Source organism: Streptomyces sp. CA-294286 (genome assembly GCF_050947155.1).
Classification (GTDB): Bacteria; Actinomycetota; Actinomycetes; order Streptomycetales; family Streptomycetaceae; genus Streptomyces.
Map to the genome: position 1 here is coordinate 1,014,434 of NZ_CP192005.1, position 18,931 is coordinate 1,033,364.

An 18,931-nucleotide genomic window follows, 5' to 3' on the forward strand; every position below is an offset into this window, starting at 1 on the left:
CGACACGGTGACTCCTCGGGGCGGGACCGATGCGGAACGAGCGGTGTTCTTGGAGCAGCAGGTCGTACGGGGGGTCAGGCGGCGCGGGGGCGGTGCAGGCGGTCGCGCATCAGGAGTGCGGCGCGCTTGTCGGGGAGGTCGACCTCGGCGCAGAGGCGGAACCCGGCCTTGAGGAAGGCGGACACGGACGCGGTGTTGCGCAGGTCCGGCTCGGCGACGACGCGCGCGCAGGACGGCCGGTGGTCGAGGACGAGGTCGCCGACGGCGCGCAGGAGCAGGGTGCCCAGGCCGCGCCCCCGGTCGGCGGCGCTGCCGATCAGGAGGTGGATGCCGGTGTCGTGCGGGCGGGCCGGGTAGTGGCGGGCCAGCGGGTCGAGGTCGGCGCGGTAGATCTCCCAGTAGCTCATGGGGACGCCGTCGAGGAGACCGAGGCAGGGGACGCTGCGCCCGTCGCCGTCGAGTTGGCCGCGCAGGTGGGCGGCGGTGACCTCCTCGGGGCCCGCGAGTTCCCAGAAGGCGGCGACTGCCGGATCGTTCATCCATCCGCTGACGAGGGACAGGTCGTGCTCGGGGCGCACGGGGACGAGCCGGAAGGTGCCGACCGGGGTCGGGGCGGGCCGCCAGTGGGCGACGAAGTCGAGGAGGTCCGCTCCGGCCGGGGTGTTCTCCCTCGCCGGGCGGGACCGGTCTCCCTCGGGAGTCCCGGTTCTGGTTCCCGTTTCGTCCGGGGCTCCGGTTTCGGGTCCGGCCGCGCTGCCGCCTCCGAAGAGGGCGACGAACTCGTCGGGCAGCCGCAGTTCGAGGGTTTCCTCGTTGTCGGAGTTCGCGCAGGGGGCCGCAGCGACCCCCGTGTCGGATCCTGGGGCGGTGTGCGCATCGGTGGGAGGCACGGCGGGCGCTCTCCTCTCAGCAGGGACGGAAAGGGCGACGGGGACGCGAGGGCGGGGTCGGGGACGGGGTCAGCGGGGGCGGAGGGGGTTGGCGATGGTGACGTAGACGGACTGGGTGTCGACCGGGCCGACCAGCTCGTCCAGACCGTGCAGCCGGGTCAGCAGATTGGCCTTGCAGCGCAGCGTCGGCGCTTCCAGGAGCTGGGCGGGCAGGGCCGATCCGAGGCCGGTGGCCTTGCCGAGGAACTGGCGCAGTGCCGCGAGCAGTACGCGTTCGTCGGCGAGGCGCTGTGCGCCGAACGCCCCGATCAGGCCGAGGACGTTGTTGATGCCGAGGTAGTAGGCGAAGCGTTCGTCGGTGACGTCGTCGGCGACGAAGGTGTCGCTGTGGGCGCCGATGCCCGCCAGACGCGCTTCGAGGGCTTCGCGGCGGGACTCGCGGAAGTAGTAGCCCTGGTTGTCTCGGTAGCGGCCGCCGACGGGCCAGCCGTCGCCGTCGAGCAGCACCAGGGTGTTCTGCTGGTGCGCCTCCAGGGCGACGCCGGCCTGCCCGTCGAGCCAGAGCACCGGTCGTACGACCTGGTCGAGGTAGCGCAGGAACCACTCGGCGGACACGGCTCCGGCGGGCCTTCCGGTACGGGCGGCGAGGCGCCCCACCAGGTCGGCGAGCCGGGAGTGCATGCCGTCGCGGCCCGGCCAGGGGCGGGGCGCGGTGAGCCCGGCGACGCAGACGGCGTCGTCGTCGGGGCCGAAGGGGTTGTGCCGCAGCACGACGTCCAGGCCGGGCACGGGAGCGCCCTCGGTGTCGTCGACGGCGAGCCAGGCCGGGTCGCGGACGATGTCGAACCCGGGGTGGGCGGCGTGCCATTCCTCGGCGAGTCCGCCGCGCAGCAGGCGTTGCACCTCGACGCCCCGGTGGAGTTCCTTGCGGAGGTTCTCGCGGCGGGAGTTGGTGATGCGTACGCCCAGTGAGAGCTTGAGCATCGCCGCGGCGCCCGGTCGGTGCACGGTGCGCACCGAAGAGGTGGGGAACCAGCGGTCGCCGTACGGGCCGAGGTCGTGCAGCAGTCCCTCGTCGAGGAGCGCGGCCACGGTCGGCCGCAGGGCCAGCTCGCGCGCCTGCCAGGGGTGGAGGGGCAGCGGCGCCGTGCCCTCGGGAAACCGGAGGCCCGCGGCCATACGGGAGACGAGCACGTCGGCCGCGACGGTGCGGCCTCGCTCGGTCCAGGCGGACTCCTGGGCGAGCACGGACCGGTCGACGGCCATCCAGTGCAGCGGGAAGGATCCCCGCAGCTCCGGTGAGTAGCGGCGTGCTTCCGCTTCCGAAAGGCCCTCACGGCTCTTCGCGGTGGGGTGGGTGGGGTGACCGAGCAGCAGGGACTGCTCGGCGGTGAGGAAGAGGTCGGCGCCGTCGGCGGGCCCGGGGTCGCGGCGGCGTGCGGCGATGAACCCGGCGGTGCGGCGCACCGAGTCGGCGACCCGGCCGACCAGGTCGGCGCCTTCGCCACGGACGGCTCCGCCGCCGTCCGCCTCCCTGCCCAGAAGGGCCGCCAGGGTGACCGCATCGACCGGCGGGGCGTCCCGGGGCCCGCTCTCCAGAACGGTCGGGCCGAAGCGGTGCCAGCCACAGGGTGACCAGTACCGGACGGGTACGAGCAGGGCGGTGCCGCTGTTGCCGAGCGGAAGGCGCAGGGTGTGCCCGGCCGGGCGCGGCAGGTCGTTCTCCCGCACCCAGCAGCGCAGGAGGTTCTCGACGGTGGCGGAGTCCGCCGCACTCTGCGGGTCGGGGTCGTCGAGGGGGTCCGGCCCGGAGCGGTCCCGGCCGGCTTCCGGGGCGTGGTGTTCCCCGCGTGCCGGGGACTTCTGCCGGGGGACGGTCACCGGCTCCGCGTCGACCGCGGGGTCGGTCCTTTCCGCGCTCGTCCCGGCGGGCGCCCCGGCCCGGGGGCCGACGGACTGGACGGCGGGGTCGTCCGGGGGGCTGTCCTCAAAGGTGTCGGGTGCGGGTGTGGGGTTCACGGGGGCTTCCTTGTGAGGTTGTCGTTCCGGTGCCGACCGGCTTCAGCACGTCGTCCCGGTCGGTTCCCGGGTGTACGTGTCCCGGGGGTTCGTTCCCTGGCTGTGCCGGCCCGCGCGGTGGGGGGCGCGCTCGGCGGCCGCCAGTGCGTCGGCGAGCCGGTCCAGGACGGCCTCCGCCTGTTCGTCGGTGAGGGTGAGCGGGGGCAGCAGCCGTACGACGGCGGAGTGCCGTCCGCCGACCTCGACGATCAGGCCGCGGCGCAGGCATTCCTGCTGCACGGCGGCCGCGAGTGCGGGGGAGGCGGGCGCGGGGGCGGGGATGAGGGGCCCGGTGGTGGCGGGCGACGGCGCGGGCACGCGTCCCGGACCGCCCTCCGGGTCGACCAGTTCGACGCCCAGCATGAGGCCCCTCCCCCGTACGTCGCCGATGACCGGATGCGCGGCGGCCAGTTGTCGCAACCGGCCGAGCATGCGTGCCCCGAGCACGCGGGCCCGGTCTGCCAGCGCGTTCTCCCGTACGAACGCGAGGGTGGCCGCACCGGCGGCCATGGCGAGCTGGTTGCCCCGGAAGGTCCCCGCGTGCGCGCCGGGCCGCCAGGCGTCCAGTTCACCGCGGTAGACGATCACGGCCAGCGGAAGGCTGCCGCCGATGGCCTTGGACATGACCATGACGTCGGGCACGATCCCGCTGTGCTCGACCGCCCAGAACGTGCCCGTGCGGCCGACGCCCGTCTGCACCTCGTCGGCGATCAGCGGAATCGACCGGTCGGCGGTGATCTGCCGCATCCGCCGCAGCCAGTCGTCGGGGGCGGGGATCACCCCGCCCTCCCCCTGCACGGGTTCGAGGATCATCCCGGCGGGCTGCGGCACTCCCCCCTTGGGGTCGTCCAGCAGGTTCTCCGTCCACCGGGCGGACAGCTCCGCACCGTGTCCGCCGCCGGTCCCGAAGGGGCAGCGGTAGTCGTAGGGGTAGGGCAGCCGCGTCACCCGTACGTCCGGGGCGCCGCCCGAGGCGTCCATCGCTCCGGCGGTCATCCCGTGGTACGCCCCGGTGAAGGCGAGCAGGCCGCTGCGCCCGGTGGCCGTGCGCACCAGCTTCAACGCGGCCTCGACGGCGTCCGTCCCGGCCGGTCCGCAGAACTGCACCCGCGCGTCGTCGGCGAGGCCGCGCGGGAGCGTCGCGAAGAGCTCCGTGGTGAAGGCGTCCTTCACCGGCGTCGCCAGGTCCAGGACGTGCAGGGGCGCGCCGGAGTCGATGACCTTCTTGATCGCTTCGAGGACCACCGGGTGGTTGTGCCCGAGCGCGAGCGTCCCGGCGCCCGACAGGCAGTCGAGATAGCGCCGCCCGTCCGCTCCCTCGATCGTCAGACCGCGGGCCCGCACGGGGACGACGGGCAACGACCGTGCGTAGGTCCTGGCGGCGGACTCGCGCAGCGACTGCCGTCGCAGGATGCCCTCGTGGGCGACGGTGGGCCGGTCGGCGGCCGGTCCGTCGGCAGGCGGCCGGTCGGCGGGTTCCGCCGACCGGGCAGGTTCGGTCACGGCCACGACTGCTGGTCCTCCCCCTGGTGCATGTGCGTACGGAGGCGTACGGCCCCGCGGGGCCGTACGCCGTCCCGGTGTTCCTCGTACGTACCAACGACAGTGCCCCCGAAGGATCACGGGCAAATCGGAAGATCCTTCCGCCTTCGGAACCGTGGCCCTGCCGTTGGCCGTCCCCCAGGGCACCGGCATAGTGGGGGCCGCACATCCGCCGTACGGTCCCGCACCGCACCGGCCGCACGCGCACCATCGTTCCGCCCGCCCCACCTGTTTCCGTCGCCGCAACTGCCTGACCCGTCACGCTCGAAGTCCCAGGGGGATCAAGACATGCGACCCATACGCCCGAGCCGCCCCGCGCCACGTGGGAGGAGCGCCCGTCGGAGAAGCGCACCCCTGCTGTCCGCCGTCGGCCTCGTCGCTGCGCTCGCCCTGACCGCGACCGCCTGCGGCCCCAGCGAGGACGATGCCGCCGGTACGCCGACGAACGCGGCCACGGATCCCTCGGGCGCGACGGGCGGTTCCGCCGACGGCAAGATCACGATCCCGGACGATCTGAAGGACCGGCTCAAGGAGCACGGGATCGACCTGGACAAGTGGAAGGGCGGCGAGTGGAAGAACTGGAACAAGGACGACTGGCTGCGCGAGGCCGAGGACTTCGTCAATCCGATCATCGCGGGCCTGTGGGACCCGGACCGCATGAAGGAGGCGGAGAAGCCGCCCAAGCAGCCGGTCGCCAATGACATCTCGGGCGACGCCGGTGTCACCGACCCGGTGCCCGCCCGTCTCCCCGCGCGGGCGGCGAAGGCCCCGTACCACTCCACCGCTCCGGAGGCCGGACGGCTCCTGTTCGACTCCCCCGAGGGCTCGATGGCCTGTTCCGCCACGGTCGTCAAGGATCCGCAGCGTCCGGGCAGGTCCAACCTGGTGTGGACGGCCGGCCACTGTGTGCACGCGGGTGCCAAGGGCGGCTGGTTCCGCAACATCGCCTTCGTCCCGTCGTACAACGACCAGGCGAAGCCGGTCTCCAAGACGACCGCGCGCGAGCAGGTCGCCCCGTACGGGGTGTGGTGGGCCAAGGCGGCGCTCACGTCCGACCAGTGGATCGCCCAGGGCGGGCCGACCGGCGGGGCGGGGGCTCCGTACGACTTCGCGGTGCTGAGCGTCACGCCGGAGGGCGCCGGCGGCAAGTCCCTGGAGGAGACGGTCGGATCGGCCCTTGCGGTGGAGTTCAACGCGCCGGCCGTGTCGCAGATCGCCCAGGTGCAGGCCACCGGCTACCCGGCGGCTCCGCCCTTCGACGGCGAGCGCATGTTCCAGTGCGCGGACACGCCGGGACGGCTCGCCATCAAACCCGCGCAGCCGACCATGTACCGGATCGGCTGCACCATGACCGCCGGTTCGTCCGGCGGCGGCTGGGTGGCTCAGGGCGCGGACGGCAAGCCCGCGCTCGTCTCCAACACCTCGATCGGTCCGGTCTCGGCCGGCTGGCTGGCCGGCCCGCGGCTCGGCGCCGAGGCGAAGGCCATCTACGACAGGGCCGGCAAGAAGTAGCGGCAGCGCGCAGGGCCTCCGGAGCACGCGTTCGGAGGCCCTGCCGCGTTCCGCACCCGACCTTGCATCTGACACGCTCATGACACATTCGAAGCACCCGGGGGGAAATCTTCCATGCGCTCCATACGTACGCCACGACCGCTGCCTGCCGTCGTGGGCCTCGCCACGGCCCTCGCGCTCACCGTCACCGCCTGCGGCCCCGCCGAGGACAAGGCCGCCGGCACGCCGTCCGCGCCCGTGCCCGCCACGCCGACGCCCGCCACGGACAAGAGCGGCGCAGACCTCGCGCTTCCCCAGGACCTCGCCGACAAGCTGAAGAAGCACGGCGTCGACCCCGAGGAGTGGCGGAACGGCGCGTGGAAGAACTGGGACCGGGACACCTGGCTGCGGGAGGCCCAGGACTTCGTCAACCCGGTCATCGAGGGCCTGTGGAACCCGGAGCGGATGCGGTCCGCCCAGGACCCCGCGCGGACGATGGCGGCCGGCGACCTGTCCGCCGGCCAGAGCGTCTCCGACCCGGTGCCGCGCCCGGTGCAGGCCGTGCGCGAGAAGACTCCGTACACCAGGCACGGCGCCCCGGTCGGGAAGCTCTTCTTCGACTCCCCCAAGGGCCCCATGGTCTGTTCCGGGACCGTCATCAAGGACGTCAACAACCCGGGGCGGTCCAACCTGGTGTGGACCGCCGGCCACTGCGTGCACGCCGGGGGCGCGGGCGGCTGGTTCCGCAACCTGGTCTTCGCCCCCGCGTACAACAACAACGGCAGGTCCCCGGCCGCGCTGCGCAACGCCCCGGCCCGGGAGCACTACCCGTACGGCGTGTACTGGGCCGACTGGGCGGCGACCTCCGGCGAGTGGATCCGCGGCGGCGGGCCGACCGGCGGCACCGGCGCGGCGCACGACTACGCGGTGCTGCACGTGAAGCCCGAGCGCGGCGGCAAGTCCCTGGAGGAGACGGTCGGCACCGCGATATCGGTGAACTTCGGCGCCCCCGACACCCGCCGGATCGGCGCGATGGGCGCCTGGGGGTACCCGGCGGCTCCCCCGTACGACGGCGTGATCATGCACAAGTGCGTCGACCGGCCTGGCCGCTTCTCGGTCGGCCCGAACACGCCCCCCATGCACCGCATCGGCTGCTCCATGACCGGTGGCTCCTCGGGCGGCGGCTGGTTCGCCAAGAGGCCCGGCGGCGATCTCGCACTGGTGTCCAACACCTCCATCGGCCCCGTCACGCACGGCTGGCTGGCCGGACCGCGGCTGGGCGCGGGCGCACAGCAGCTCTACACGGCGACGAGCAAGAAGTTCAGCCGCCGCTGACGCACCCTGGCGCGCGCCTCCGCGCCTCCGCACGACCGCTCGCCCGCATGACCGCTCACCCGCACGGCCACCGGTCCGCCGCGGCCGCCGGTCCGCCGCGGCAAAGCCGAAGGCCCGCACCTCCGCCGTGGAGATACGGGCCTTCGGCCGTGTCAGGCCGTGGGCGGCACCGACGCGGTCACACGCGTGCGCCTCAGTGCGCGACCGGGGCGAACGTCTCGAACTCCGCGGCCAGTTCCGCGTGCACCCGCGCCTTGAGCAGGGTGCCCTCCTCGGTGTGCTCCTCGGAGATCACCTCGCCCTCGGCGTGCGCCCGCGAGACCAGCGCGCCCTGGATGTACGGCACGAGCGCCTCGATCTCGACCGAGGGGCGCGGCAGTTCGCGGTCGATGAGCTCCAGGAGTTCATCGATGCCCTGACCGGAGCGGGCCGAGACCGCGATGGCGTGCTTCTCGATGCGCAGCAGCCGCTGGAGGACGACCGGGTCGGCCGCGTCCGCCTTGTTGATCACGACGATCTCCGGCACGTCAAGGGCCCCGACGTCCCGGATCACCTCGCGCACGGCGGCCAGCTGCTCCTCCGGCGCCGGGTGCGAGCCGTCCACCACGTGCAGGATGAGGTCGGAGTCGCCGACCTCCTCCATGGTGGAGCGGAACGCCTCGACGATGTGGTGCGGCAGGTGCCGGACGAATCCGACGGTGTCCGCCAGCGTGTAGAGCCGCCCGCTGGGCGTCTCGGCACGGCGCACGGTCGGGTCGAGGGTGGCGAACAGTGCGTTCTCCACCAGCACGCCCGCGCCCGTCAGACGGTTGAGCAGCGAGGACTTGCCGGCGTTGGTGTACCCGGCGATGGCGACCGAGGGCACCTTGTTGCGGCGGCGTTCCTGGCGCTTGAGGTCGCGGCCGGTCTTCATCTCCGCGATCTCCCGGCGCATCTTCGCCATCTTCTCGCGGATCCGCCGCCGGTCGGTCTCGATCTTGGTCTCACCGGGACCACGGGTGGCCATGCCGCCACCGCCGCCGCCACCCATCTGACGGGAGAGCGACTGACCCCAGCCGCGCAGTCGCGGCAGCATGTACTGCATCTGCGCGAGAGCGACCTGCGCCTTGCCCTCCCGGGACTTGGCGTGCTGGGCGAAGATGTCGAGGATCAGCGCGGTCCGGTCGACCACCTTGACCTTGACGACGTCTTCGAGGTGGATGAGCTGGCCGGGGCTGAGTTCACCGTCACAGACCACGGTGTCGGCGCCGGTCTCCAGGACGATGTCCCGCAGTTCCATGGCCTTGCCGGAGCCGATGTACGTCGCGGGGTCCGGCTTGTCCCGCCTCTGTACGACGCCGTCGAGCACCAGGGCTCCGGCCGTCTCCGCGAGCGCGGCGAGTTCCGCGAGCGAGTTGTCCGCGTCCTGGGCGGTCCCCGAGGTCCACACACCGACCAGCACGACGCGCTCCAGGCGCAGCTGCCGGTACTCGACTTCGGTGACGTCCTCAAGTTCGGTGGAGAGGCCCGCGACGCGTCGCAGCGCGGCCCGCTCGGAACGGTCGAACTGCTCGCCGTCCCGCTCTCCGTCGATCTCGTGGCTCCAGGCGACGTCCTCTTCCATCAGGGCATCGGCCCGCAGGCTGTCTGTGATGTTGTCGTTCGTGGAAGGGGAAGAAGTGGAGGGAGTCATTGGATCCTTACGTCGTGGTGAGGTGGAGGTCGGGAAGCCCGGCTCCCCGTGCCCGTACGGGAGGGATCCGAAAACTTCCGTCGACAGTCACAACGCGTGACGGTTGCGGATGATTCCCGAAGGAACTCGAAAACTTTTCCGCCCGGCCGTGCCGTCGACCCGATGATGGTCGCACGGCACGGCCCGGTCGTCACACGGGTTTACCGGCTCCCGCACCGCTTCCGCGACGGTCGCACACCGCGGGTCTCAGCCCTTCCCGGCGCTTGCGACCGCCGCGCTCCGCCAGTCCGGGTGGCCGGGCATCGGCGGCGTCCTCTTCGCGTACAGCCACTGCCGGAAGAAGCCGGACAGGTCGCGTCCCGACACGTCGGAGGCCAACTGCACGAAGTCCTCCGTGGCGGCCACCGAGTCGCGGTGCTCGCTCACCCAGCGCCGCTCGACCTTCTCGAAGGCCGTCGCACCGATCTCCTGGCGCAGGGCGTACAGCACCAGGGCGCTGCCGTCGTACACCACCGGCCGGAAGATGCTGATCTTGTGGCCGGGCTCGGCCTGCCGGGGGGCGGCCGGGGGCCCGCCCGTGCTGCGCCACGCGTCGGACCGGGTGTACGCGTCCTTCATGCGCTGCTCAAGGGGGCGGTGCGCGTCCGCGTACAGCGCCTCGTACCAGGTCGCGTGACCCTCGTTGAGCCACAGATCGGACCAGGAGCGGGGCGAGACGCTGTTGCCGAACCAGTGGTGTGCCAGCTCGTGCACCATGATCGAGTCGACGTACCAGCGCGGGTAGCCGGTGCGGGTGAACAGGGAGCGCTCGAAGAGCGAGAGCGTCTGCGTCTCCAGCGCGAAGCCGGTGCTGGCGTCCGCGACGAGCACTCCGTACGTCTCGAAGGGGTAGCGCCCGATGCGCTCCTCCATCCACCTGAGGTGCTCGGGAGTCTTCTTCAGCCACGGCTCCAGCACCTTGACGTCGGCCGCCGGGACCACGTCCCGCACCGGCAGTCCGTGCGGGCCGGTGCGGCGCAGCACGGCGGACCTCCCGATCGACACCTGGGCGAGTTCGGTGGCCATGGGGTGGCGGGTGCGGTAGGTCCAGGTGGTGGTGTCCGCCGCGTCGCTGCGCCCGTTCGCCCGTCGGGGCGCGGCGGGCAGTCCGTTGGCGACGACCGTGCGGTCCTTGGGCGCGGTCACCCGGAAGGTGAAGTACGCCTTGTCCGACGGGTGGTCGTTGCAGGGGAAGACTCGGTGCGCGGCGTCGGCCTGGTTGGCCATGGCCAGTCCGTCGCCGGTACGCACCCAGCCGCCGTCGGCGGTGTTGCCGACGGGGTTGCTGGTGTGTCTGACGGTGAGGTGCGCGCGCCTGCCCTCCCGCACCTTCTGCGCGGGGGTCACGACCAGGTCCTCGCCGACGGTGGTGAACGTCGCCCGTGCGCCGTTCACCTCGACCGACCGGACGGTGCCGTGCGCGAAGTCGAGGTTGAGGCGCTCCAGGTCGTCCGTGGCGCGCGCCTCGATCTTCGTCACGGCGTCCAGCGGCTTGCTGTTGTCCCCGCTGTAGGTGAGGGCGATGTCGTACGAGAGGACGTCGTAGCCGGGGTTGCCGAGGTACGGGAAGAGCGGGTCGCCGATGCCGAGGGGGGCGGGCGGCGGCAGGACGGCTCCGACGAGGGAGAGGGAGGCGGCGGCCAGCAGGGCGGCCCGCAGGCGCCGGGAGGTGAGCAGCATGGACCACCGCTATCAGCGCGGGCACCCGGCGGTGGGGACGGCGCGCACCGGGCCACCCGAACGAGGGGCGCGCGGACCCGCGCGCCGTGCTCGTGGGCGGCTCAGGCGGTCGCGGGGTGCTGGGCGCGGCTGACGTCGTAGACCCCGGCGACCTCGCGCATGGCGCGCATGAGCGCGGGGAGCCCGGTGGCGTCCGGGAGCTGCAGCGTGTACGTGTGCCGCACCCGCTGTTCCGTGGGCGGCTCGACGGTGGCGGAGACGACTTCGGCGCCGGCCGTGGCGATGGCCTCGGTGAGGTCGGCGAGCAGGTGGGGCCGGCCGAAGGACTCGGCGATCAGCGTGACCCGGCAGTCCGCGGTGTCCTGCCAGTGCACCGCGACCGGTGCGCGCCCCAGGGCCCGCATGCGGGCCACGGCGGCGCAGCCCTCGCGGTGGACGGTGACGACGCCGCCGCGGACGGCGAAGCCGAGTACCCGGTCGGGGGGTACGGGCGTACAGCATCCAGCCATCCGCACGCTCGTGTCCGGCAGGTCGGTGACCGCGTTCTCCGGTGCGGCCCGCAGGGCGCTGTCGCCGCCCGTCGGCGCGCCCGGCGACGTCGGGGCGTCCGGCGGGGTCCCGGGGCTCTGCGCGTCCGCTCCTGCGGCCTTCGGCGGCCCCGCGTCGTGCGCGGTCGAGGGGTCGGCGAGCCAGCTCGCGATGGCGATGCGCGCGGCCGGGGTGCGGGCGTGGTCGAGCCAGTCGGGCGAGGGCCCGGAGGTCGCGTCGTGGGCCAGCAGCAGCTGCACGCTGTCGCCGTCGCGCAGGACGGTGCTGAGGGTGGCCAGGCGGCCGTTGACGCGGGCCCCGATGCAGGCGTGTGCCTCTTCGCCGTGCTGGGCGTACGCGGCGTCCACGCAGCTCGCTCCTGCGGGCAGCCCGAGGGTGCCTCCGTCGGAGCGGAAGACGGTGATCTCGCGGTCCTGGGCGAGGTCGGCGCGCAGCGACGTCCAGAAGGCGTCGGGGTCGGGGGTGGCCTCCTGCCATTCGAGGAGCCGGGAGAGCCAGCCGGGCCGGGTGGGGTCGATCCGCTCGCCGTCCGACGCGGTTTCGGCGGGGTCCGGCTGTGCGTAGGGGTTGCCGAGCGCGACGACGCCCGCTTCCGCCACCTTGTGCATCTGGTGCGTGCGGATGAGCACCTCGGCGACCGCTCCGCCGCCGCTCGCGACGGCGGTGTGCAGCGACTGGTACAGGTTGAACTTGGGCGAGGCGATGAAGTCCTTGAACTCGGAGATCACCGGGGTGAAACAGGTGTGCAGCTCGCCGAGGACGGCATAGCAGTCGGCGTCCTCCGCCACCAGCACGAGCAGCCGGCCGAAGTCCGTGCCGCGCAGTGCGCCCCGCTTGACGGAGACGCGGTGCACGGAGACGGAGTGCCGCGGCCGGACGGCGACCTCGGCGGTGATGCCCGCCTCCTTGAGGACGCCGCGGACGTTCTCCGCGATCGGGGCGAGCGGGTCGCCGTGCGCGGCGTTGTCGTCGATCAGGGTGCGGGTGCGGGCGTACTCCTCGGGCTGGAGGATCGCGAAGACGAGGTCCTCCAGCTCGGTCTTGAGCGACTGCACGCCGAGGCGTTCGGCGAGCGGGATGAGGACGTCGTGGGTGACTTTGGCGATGCGGGCCTGTTTCTCGGGGCGCATCACGCCGAGGGTGCGCATGTTGTGCAGCCGGTCGGCCAGCTTGATGGACATCACGCGTACGTCGTTGCCGGTGGCGACCAGCATCTTGCGGAAGGTCTCGGGCTCGGCGGCGGCTCCGTAGTCGACCTTCTCCAGCTTGGTGACGCCGTCGACCAGGAAACACACCTCGTCGCCGAACTGCTCGCGCACCTGATCGAGGGTCACGTCGGTGTCCTCGACCGTGTCGTGCAGGAGGGACGCGGTCAGGGTGGTGGTCTCGGCGCCCAGCTCGGCCAGGATCAGGGTGACGGCGAGCGGGTGCGTGATGTACGGCTCGCCGCTCTTGCGCATCTGTCCGCGGTGGGACGACTCGGCGAGGACGTAGGCCCGGCTGAGGAGAGAGAGGTCCGCGTCCGGATGGTGGGCGCGGTGGGCCTCGGCCACATGGGCGATCGCGTCGGGGGTGCGGCCGCGGGCGGCGTGACCGAGCAGGGCGGCCCTGCCGAGCCGGCGCAGGTCGATCCTGTGTCGGCCGCGCCTGCGGCTCTGTGCGGCCCGCTGGAGCGCCGCCGGCTGGGCCGGCGGACGGATCTCCGGGGACACACTGTTGGGATTGGTGGCCTCTGCACTCATGGGCACCTCCGGCAGCCTCGACCGGCGGTGGGCGGGTGGTGACTCCCCCTGCCTTCGTCGGGAGTGTCCCGTCCGGGCCGGTGCTTGATGCTACCGAGCCCACCACGCGGTGCTGACCGGGTCCCGCCCGGAGTGAAGCGGATCACCCGTTCGAGCGAAGAACTACGCGCCACGGAATTCGATCGGTCCCAGCCACGAGGGGTCGATGTGCCCCTCGGCGACGATCACCGCCGGGCCGCTCATCCCGATCGCGCCGTCCGGCGTTTCGGTGATCACCAGACGCCCGCCGAGGACGTCGACGGTGTACGTGACGGGGCTCCCCGTGACGGCCGGGTCGTGGCCGTCCCGGCGGGCGGCGGCCACGGCGACGGCGCACGCGCCGGTTCCGCAGGACCGGGTCTCGGCCGCGCCGCGCTCGTGCACGCGCATCGCGACGTGCTGCGGGCCGCGGTCGACGACGAACTCGACGTTCACGCCCTGGGGGTAGGCGGCGGCCGGGCTGAACGCCGGCGGGTCGTACAGGGAGCCGGCGTGCGCCAGGTCCTCGACGAAGGCCACCGCGTGCGGGTTGCCCATGTTGACGTTGCGGGCGGGCCAGGTGCGGTCGCCGACGGAGACGGTGACGTCCGCGCCGGCGAGGACCGCGCGCCCCATCGAGACGGTGACGTCGCCGTTCTTGTGGAGGTGGACGCGCTTGACGCCACCACGGGTGGCGATGTCGAGGTCGCCGGCGTCGGTCAGGCCCGCGTACTGGAGGTAGCGGGCGAAGACCCGTACGCCGTTGCCGCACATCTCGGCCACCGAGCCGTCCGCGTTGCGGTAGTCCATGAACCACTCGGCCCGGTCGGCCATCGCCCGCGCGTCGGGGTGCGCGCAGGACCGTACGACGTGCAGCAGGCCGTCGCCGCCGATGCCGGCCCGGCGGTCGCACAGCCGGGCGACGACGGCCGCGGGCAGGTCGAGGGCGTTGTCCGGGTCGGGAACGATCACGAAGTCGTTCTCGGTGCCGTGGCCCTTGAGGAAGGCGATCGGTGCGGGGGCGGCGGGTGCGGTGGTCACGGGATCCATCGTACGGGCCGGGTACGACAAACGATCTCCGGCCCGGTCGGCGGCTGGACCGTCCGCGGCAGCCGGAGCGGCCTGCTCAGCGGAGCCGGGCGACGCGCCAGACGGCCAGCGCGACGAGCATCACGCACACCACCGCGTAGAGCGCGGCCACCCGCCAGTCCGTGCGTGCGCCGGAGCCCCGGGCGGGCAGGCCGGGCCACGTGTAGCCGACGCGGCGTGCGGCGGTCATCCCCCAGCCCACCGCGCAGCCGCTGATCAACAGACCGAGCATGGCGACGACCGCACCGCCGTCGCCGATCTGGAACGCCAGCGGGAACGCGAACATCAGCGACCCGATGGCGGCGAGCGTCACGATGGGGGCGAGCTGCCAGATCCGCAGCCGGCGCTGCGGACGCAGTTCCACCTCGACCTCGGCCTCGGGTTCCGGCAGTCCGGGGACCTCGGGAACCTCCGGGGCGTCGGGCAGCTCTCCCGGTGTCAGGGACTGGTCTTCGGGCCCGTCAGGACTCAACCGCTCCGGTTCTTCCTGTGCTCTGTCGCGAGGGCCGGCCTCCATCGCCACGCGCCCTCCCACTCGGACTCCAACGGTCGATCGAAGCTCGATGATGGCACGCGCGCGGGCACCGGAATGACGGGCGGGGCGTCCCGATGCCATCACGTGATCAGGCTGTGACCGCTCGTTCGAGCAACGCCAGCGCGAGGTGCGGAAGTTCCGCACGGTGCTCGGCCGCGCCGCTCAGCCAGTGGACCCGGGGATCGCGGCGGAACCAGGAGTCCTGGCGGCGCGCGAACCGCTTCGTGGCGCGCACCGTCTCGGCCCGCGCCGCCTCCTCCGTGCAGTCGCCGGCGAGGGCGCTCAGCACCTGCTGGTACCCCAGCGCACGGGAGGCCGTGAGGCCCTCGCGCAGGCCCTGCGCCTCCAGGGCGCGCACCTCGTCCACCAGCCCCGCTTCCCACATGCGGTCCACCCGCGTGGTGATGCGTTCGTCGAGTTCGGGGCGGGCGACGTCGACGCCGATCTGCACGGTGTCGTAGACCGACCGGTGGGCGGGCAGGTGGGCGGTGAAGGGGCGGCCGGTGATCTCGATCACTTCGAGCGCCCGGACGATGCGGCGGCCGTTGCTGGGGAGGATCGCGCGGCCCGCTCCCGGGTCGGCCGCGGCGAGCCGCAGGTGGAGGGCTCCGGGGCCCTGCTCGGCGAGTTCCGCCTCCAGCCTGGCGCGGACCTCGGGGTCGGTGCCGGGGAACTCCATGACGTCGATGGCGCCCTTGACGTACAGCCCCGAGCCGCCGACGAGGACCGGGGTGCGTCCCGCGGCGAGCAGCCGGTCGATCTCCTTGCGGGCGAGCCGCTGGTACTCGGCGACGTTCGCGGTGACGGTGACGTCCCAGATGTCGAGGAGGTGGTGCGGGACCCCGCCGCGCTCCCTGGGCGTCAGCTTGGCGGTGCCGATGTCCATCCCCCGGTAGAGCTGCATGGAGTCGGCGTTGACGACCTCGCCGCCGAAATGCCGGGCGAGGGCGACGCCCAGATCGGACTTCCCGGCCGCGGTGGGACCGACGACGGCGATGACCCGCGGTGCGGGAGCTGCAGTTCTCACCGGCCAAGTCTCGCAAACCCACGGCGCTTCCCCGAACGAGCGACGTGACGAGGCGCGTGCGGGGTCGTTCCTGTTGCGAGGTTCCGCGCGCCGGTTCTCGGACCGGCGTCTCCGGGCGGCGCAATGGGACGCACCGGACGGCGCGGCATTTCGCCCACACGAGTACGGTATGGAGTGGTAATGGATATTTTTGCGATGTTTCGCCGCAAGCCGAAGGAATCCGCCGAGGCGCCGACCGGCGAGGAGCAGACCCCCGCTCCGGACGCCGACGCCACCGCGGAACCCGTGACCGCCGAGCCGAAGACCGCCGAAGCCGACGACGAGGCCGACGCGAAGGCCGCCACGGAGACGGCCGCGTCCTCCGAGCCCGCCGCCACGGAGGACGCGGAGATCCCCGGGCAGCCGTCCGCGGCGAAGGCAGCGGACAATGAGGTGGGCGAAACCGCCCGCACCTAGGTTGCGGTCCCGTGGGACCGGAACCCAGGAGTCCCCCGAGGGAAGGTGCCCCATGGGCTTTCTGGACAATGTGAAGGCCAAGCTGGCCCCGGCGAAGGAAAAGGCCGCGGACCTCGCGCAACAGCACGGGGGCAAGATCGAGCAGGGCCTCGACAAGGCCGCTCGGGCCGTCGATTCCAAGACCAAGGGCAAGTACAGCAACCAGATCCAGACGGGAACGGGCAAGGCCAAGGACGCCTTGGACCGCCTCTCCACGAAGGACGACGGCGGCACTCCGCCGCCGCCGCCGAAGTCCTCCTGACGGGCTGACAGGCGGGTACGGGAACGGCCGCGGAACCTCTTCGGTTCCGCGGCCGTTCCCGTACCCGGGGGCCGCCTGCGCCCCGAGGTTTCCGCGAGGCAGCCGTGGGCCGCCTCCGGCGAGTCACCGGCCCCGTCCTCACGTCCAGGCGGCGACGAAGTACCCCACTCCGTACGGAGCGCCCTCGTACAGCAGCTGCCCGGCCATGCCCGCCCCGTCCGCGGCGCCCGCGAGCACCTGCCAGGGGGCGCGGCCCGCGGCCTTGAGGCCGTACGCGAGTTCCTCGTCCAGCGCGAGCAGGGCGGCGGTGTCGGCGGCGCCCAGCGCGCGGGCCGCTTCGGCGTCGAAGCCCGCGGCGCGTTCGTCGAGGTAGCCGGGCGCCTTCAGGGTGCGGCAGGCGCTGCCGTCGCCCATCACCAGGAGGGCCACCCGGTCCGCCCGTCCGGCCAGCTCCCGGCCGGTTTCGGCACAGCGGGCGGCCGGCAGGTCCTCGCCCACGCCGAGCCCCTCCAGGGGCCCGGACCAGCCCGTACGGCCGAGGAGCCAGGCAGCCAGCGACAAGGACGGCGGAAGGGCGCCTTCCGAGGCCGCTTCGCCGTTGCCGAGCCGCACCTGGAGGTCCACGCCGAATCCGCGGAAGTCCCCCCGCGAACCCTGCGGGTGCGGCCCTCGGCCCTCGGGCCCGGCCGGTCCGACCACCACGAGCAGGTCGGGCCGGGCCGCGGCGAGCACTCCCAGCGCGTCCGCGCAGGCGCGGCGCGCGACGTCGAGCTCCGGCGCGGCGCCGGCGGCGACCTCGGGTACGAGCAGCGGCGGGCAGGGGCATACGGCGGCGGCTACGAGCATGTCCGGCAGCCTAACGCGGTGGGCGGGCGCCCCCGCCGGGCCGTCGGCCGCATACCGGCGGGGAGGCCGTGGCGACACGAGCGGCCCCGGCGACTTCCCCCACCCGTACGGTCAGTTGACGGCGCAGCCGCCCGTGGCGGCGGGCAGCGGCTCCGGCACGCCGATCTTCGGCAGGCCCAGCAGGACGCCGGGACCCTGCTGCGGCTGGGCGTTGCGCTTCTCCCAGGCGTCGCCGGCCCGGGTGCGGCGCACCGCCGTGGTCTCGCCCTCGGCGAGCAGGTGGTGCGGGGCGGCGTAGGTGATCCCGACGGTCACCACGTCACCGGGACGCACCTCCTGCGAGGGCTTCGTGAAGTGGACGAGCCGGTTGTCGGGGGCGCGGCCGGAGAGCCTCAGGGTCGCTCCGTCCTTGCGGCCCTCGCCCTCGGCGACCATGACCTCCAGGGTGCGCCCGACCTGCTTCTTGTTCTCCTCCCAGGAGATCTCCTCCTGGAGGGCGACCAGGCGCATGTAGCGCTCCTGGACGACCTCCTTGGGGATCTGGTTGTCCATGGTGGCCGCGGGCGTGCCGGGGCGGATGGAGTACTGGAAGGTGAAGGCGTTGGCGAAGCGGGCCTCGCGGACCGTGTGCATCGTCTGCTCGAAGTCCTCCTCGGTCTCGCCGGGGAAGCCCACGATGATGTCGGTGGAGATGGCGGCGTCGGGCATCGCGGCGCGCACCTTGTCCAGGATGCCGAGGAAGCGCTCCTGCCGGTAGGAGCGGCGCATCGACTTCAGGATCGCGTCGGAGCCGGACTGGAGCGGCATGTGCAGCTGCGGCATCACGTTCGGCGTCTCGGCCATCGCGGCGATCACGTCGTCGGTGAAGTCGCGCGGGTGCGGCGAGGTGAAGCGGACCCGCTCCAGTCCCTCGATCGTCCCGCAGGCGCGCAGCAGCTTGCTGAACGCCTCGCGGTCGCCGATGTCGGAGCCGTACGCGTTGACGTTCTGGCCGAGCAGGGTGATCTCGGAGACGCCCTCGGCGACCAGGGCCTCGATCTCGGCGAGGATGTCGCCGGTCCTGCGGTCCTTCTCCTTGCCGCGCAGCGCGGGCACGATGCAGAAGGTGCAGGTGTTGTTGCAGCCGACGGAGATGGAGACCCACGCGGCGTAGGCGCTCTCGCGGCGCGTGGGCAGCGTCGAGGGGAACGCCTCCAGCGACTCGGCGATCTCGACCTGTGCCTCTTCCTGGATGCGGGCGCGCTCCAGCAGCACGGGCAGCTTGCCGATGTTGTGCGTGCCGAAGACGACGTCGACCCAGGGGGCCCGCTTGGTGATGGTGTCGCGGTCCTTCTGTGCCAGACAGCCGCCCACGGCGATCTGCATGCCGGGCCGCTTCGTCTTCATCGGCGCGAGCCGTCCGAGGTTGCCGTACAGCTTGTTGTCGGCGTTCTCCCGGACCGCGCAGGTGTTGAAGACGACGACGTCGGCGTCACCGTCGGCCCCTTCGGGTGCGCGGACGTATCCCGCGCCCTCCAGGAGGCCCGACAGGCGCTCGGAGTCGTGGACGTTCATCTGGCACCCGTAGGTGCGCACCTCGTATGTCTTCTCGCTCATCTCGCCCACCAGGGTACGGGGCGGCCGGCCGCCGGGGCGTCGCGCGGTCCTCCGCTCTGGTCGGC

At 72.9% G+C, this 18,931-nt stretch carries 15 protein-coding genes; 4 read left to right on the forward strand and 11 right to left on the reverse strand.

All coding sequences use genetic code 11. From position 1 onward, the window contains the following. Positions 1–74: 74 nt before the first annotated feature. The 3 genes from ACQPZG_RS09180 to ACQPZG_RS09190 all read right to left on the reverse strand — a co-directional run bounded on the left by ACQPZG_RS09180 (position 75) and on the right by ACQPZG_RS09190 (position 4,457). The gene (locus tag ACQPZG_RS09180) at positions 75–890 is read right to left on the reverse strand and encodes a GNAT family N-acetyltransferase (protein WP_433545338.1); all 816 of its coding nucleotides are present in this window, start codon (positions 888–890) and stop codon (positions 75–77) included. A 69-nt stretch (positions 891–959) separates the two neighbouring features. After that, positions 960–2,909 (reverse strand): IucA/IucC family protein, encoded by a 1,950-nt coding sequence (locus ACQPZG_RS09185; RefSeq protein ID WP_433545339.1) that lies wholly within the window; start codon positions 2,907–2,909, stop codon positions 960–962. A gap of 42 nt (positions 2,910–2,951) precedes the next feature. Continuing rightward, entirely contained in the window at positions 2,952–4,457 is a 1,506-nt protein-coding gene (locus tag ACQPZG_RS09190; protein WP_433545340.1) for a diaminobutyrate--2-oxoglutarate transaminase family protein, read from the reverse strand. Between the two features lie 321 nt (positions 4,458–4,778). On the opposite strand from ACQPZG_RS09190, the gene ACQPZG_RS09195 reads away from it, so the two are divergent. Both ACQPZG_RS09195 and ACQPZG_RS09200 read left to right on the forward strand, forming a co-directional pair. Continuing rightward, on the forward strand, positions 4,779–6,002 hold the full coding sequence (locus tag ACQPZG_RS09195) for a trypsin-like serine peptidase (RefSeq protein WP_433545341.1): 1,224 nt from the start codon (positions 4,779–4,781) through the stop codon (positions 6,000–6,002). Between the two features lie 123 nt (positions 6,003–6,125). After that, positions 6,126–7,316, forward strand: coding sequence for a trypsin-like serine peptidase (locus ACQPZG_RS09200; RefSeq protein WP_433549327.1), 1,191 nt, complete (start codon positions 6,126–6,128; stop codon positions 7,314–7,316). 193 nt (positions 7,317–7,509) lie between these two features. Here ACQPZG_RS09200 and hflX read toward each other — a convergent pair whose 3' ends face one another. The 6 genes from hflX to miaA form a co-directional block, all read right to left on the reverse strand. Beyond that, positions 7,510–8,988 carry a GTPase HflX gene (hflX, locus tag ACQPZG_RS09205; RefSeq protein WP_433545342.1) on the reverse strand — a complete coding sequence of 493 codons (1,479 nt, stop codon included), beginning with the start codon at positions 8,986–8,988 and terminating at the stop codon, positions 7,510–7,512. A 246-nt stretch (positions 8,989–9,234) separates the two neighbouring features. Beyond that, positions 9,235–10,707, reverse strand: coding sequence for a M1 family metallopeptidase (locus ACQPZG_RS09210; RefSeq protein WP_433545343.1), 1,473 nt, complete (start codon positions 10,705–10,707; stop codon positions 9,235–9,237). Positions 10,708–10,808: 101 nt separating this feature from the next. Further along, positions 10,809–12,998: a RelA/SpoT family protein gene (locus tag ACQPZG_RS09215; RefSeq protein WP_433545344.1), complete on the reverse strand. Its 2,190-nt coding sequence runs from the start codon at positions 12,996–12,998 to the stop codon at positions 10,809–10,811. A gap of 162 nt (positions 12,999–13,160) precedes the next feature. Next, on the reverse strand, positions 13,161–14,057 hold the full coding sequence (gene dapF, locus ACQPZG_RS09220; RefSeq protein WP_433545345.1) for a diaminopimelate epimerase: 897 nt from the start codon (positions 14,055–14,057) through the stop codon (positions 13,161–13,163). Positions 14,058–14,142: 85 nt separating this feature from the next. Further along, the gene (locus tag ACQPZG_RS09225; protein ID WP_433549328.1) at positions 14,143–14,622 is read right to left on the reverse strand and encodes a hypothetical protein; all 480 of its coding nucleotides are present in this window, start codon (positions 14,620–14,622) and stop codon (positions 14,143–14,145) included. Between the two features lie 106 nt (positions 14,623–14,728). After that, the gene (gene miaA, locus ACQPZG_RS09230; protein WP_433545346.1) at positions 14,729–15,667 is read right to left on the reverse strand and encodes a tRNA (adenosine(37)-N6)-dimethylallyltransferase MiaA; all 939 of its coding nucleotides are present in this window, start codon (positions 15,665–15,667) and stop codon (positions 14,729–14,731) included. A 180-nt stretch (positions 15,668–15,847) separates the two neighbouring features. On the opposite strand from miaA, the gene ACQPZG_RS09235 reads away from it, so the two are divergent. Both ACQPZG_RS09235 and ACQPZG_RS09240 read left to right on the forward strand, forming a co-directional pair. Beyond that, positions 15,848–16,123 (forward strand): hypothetical protein, encoded by a 276-nt coding sequence (locus tag ACQPZG_RS09235; RefSeq protein ID WP_433545347.1) that lies wholly within the window; start codon positions 15,848–15,850, stop codon positions 16,121–16,123. Positions 16,124–16,175: 52 nt separating this feature from the next. After that, complete coding sequence (locus tag ACQPZG_RS09240) at positions 16,176–16,424, forward strand: antitoxin (protein WP_433545348.1); 249 nt, start codon at positions 16,176–16,178, stop codon at positions 16,422–16,424. Between the two features lie 138 nt (positions 16,425–16,562). Here the strand turns inward: ACQPZG_RS09240 and ACQPZG_RS09245 are convergent, their stop codons facing one another. Together ACQPZG_RS09245 and miaB are read right to left on the reverse strand one after the other, a co-directional pair. Beyond that, the gene (locus ACQPZG_RS09245; RefSeq protein WP_433545349.1) at positions 16,563–17,270 is read right to left on the reverse strand and encodes a class III extradiol dioxygenase subunit B-like domain-containing protein; all 708 of its coding nucleotides are present in this window, start codon (positions 17,268–17,270) and stop codon (positions 16,563–16,565) included. Positions 17,271–17,381: 111 nt separating this feature from the next. Then, positions 17,382–18,866, reverse strand: coding sequence for a tRNA (N6-isopentenyl adenosine(37)-C2)-methylthiotransferase MiaB (gene miaB / locus ACQPZG_RS09250; RefSeq protein ID WP_433545350.1), 1,485 nt, complete (start codon positions 18,864–18,866; stop codon positions 17,382–17,384). Between the last annotated feature and the right edge of the window lie 65 nt (positions 18,867–18,931).

What these genes read in the sequence shown, in the direction of transcription:
- hflX (WP_433545342.1), bottom strand. Translation starts at nt 8,988, where the DNA reads ATGACTCCCTCCACTTCTTCCCCTTCCACGAACGACAACATCACAGAC.
- ACQPZG_RS09210 (WP_433545343.1), bottom strand. Translation starts at nt 10,707, where the DNA reads ATGCTGCTCACCTCCCGGCGCCTGCGGGCCGCCCTGCTGGCCGCCGCC.
- ACQPZG_RS09215 (WP_433545344.1), bottom strand. Translation starts at nt 12,998, where the DNA reads ATGAGTGCAGAGGCCACCAATCCCAACAGTGTGTCCCCGGAGATCCGT.
- ACQPZG_RS09225 (WP_433549328.1), bottom strand. Translation starts at nt 14,622, where the DNA reads ATGGAGGCCGGCCCTCGCGACAGAGCACAGGAAGAACCGGAGCGGTTG.
- ACQPZG_RS09195 (WP_433545341.1), top strand. Translation starts at nt 4,779, where the DNA reads ATGCGACCCATACGCCCGAGCCGCCCCGCGCCACGTGGGAGGAGCGCC.
- ACQPZG_RS09245 (WP_433545349.1), bottom strand. Translation starts at nt 17,270, where the DNA reads ATGCTCGTAGCCGCCGCCGTATGCCCCTGCCCGCCGCTGCTCGTACCC.
- ACQPZG_RS09240 (WP_433545348.1), top strand. Translation starts at nt 16,176, where the DNA reads ATGGGCTTTCTGGACAATGTGAAGGCCAAGCTGGCCCCGGCGAAGGAA.
- miaB (WP_433545350.1), bottom strand. Translation starts at nt 18,866, where the DNA reads ATGAGCGAGAAGACATACGAGGTGCGCACCTACGGGTGCCAGATGAAC.
- ACQPZG_RS09235 (WP_433545347.1), top strand. Translation starts at nt 15,848, where the DNA reads ATGGATATTTTTGCGATGTTTCGCCGCAAGCCGAAGGAATCCGCCGAG.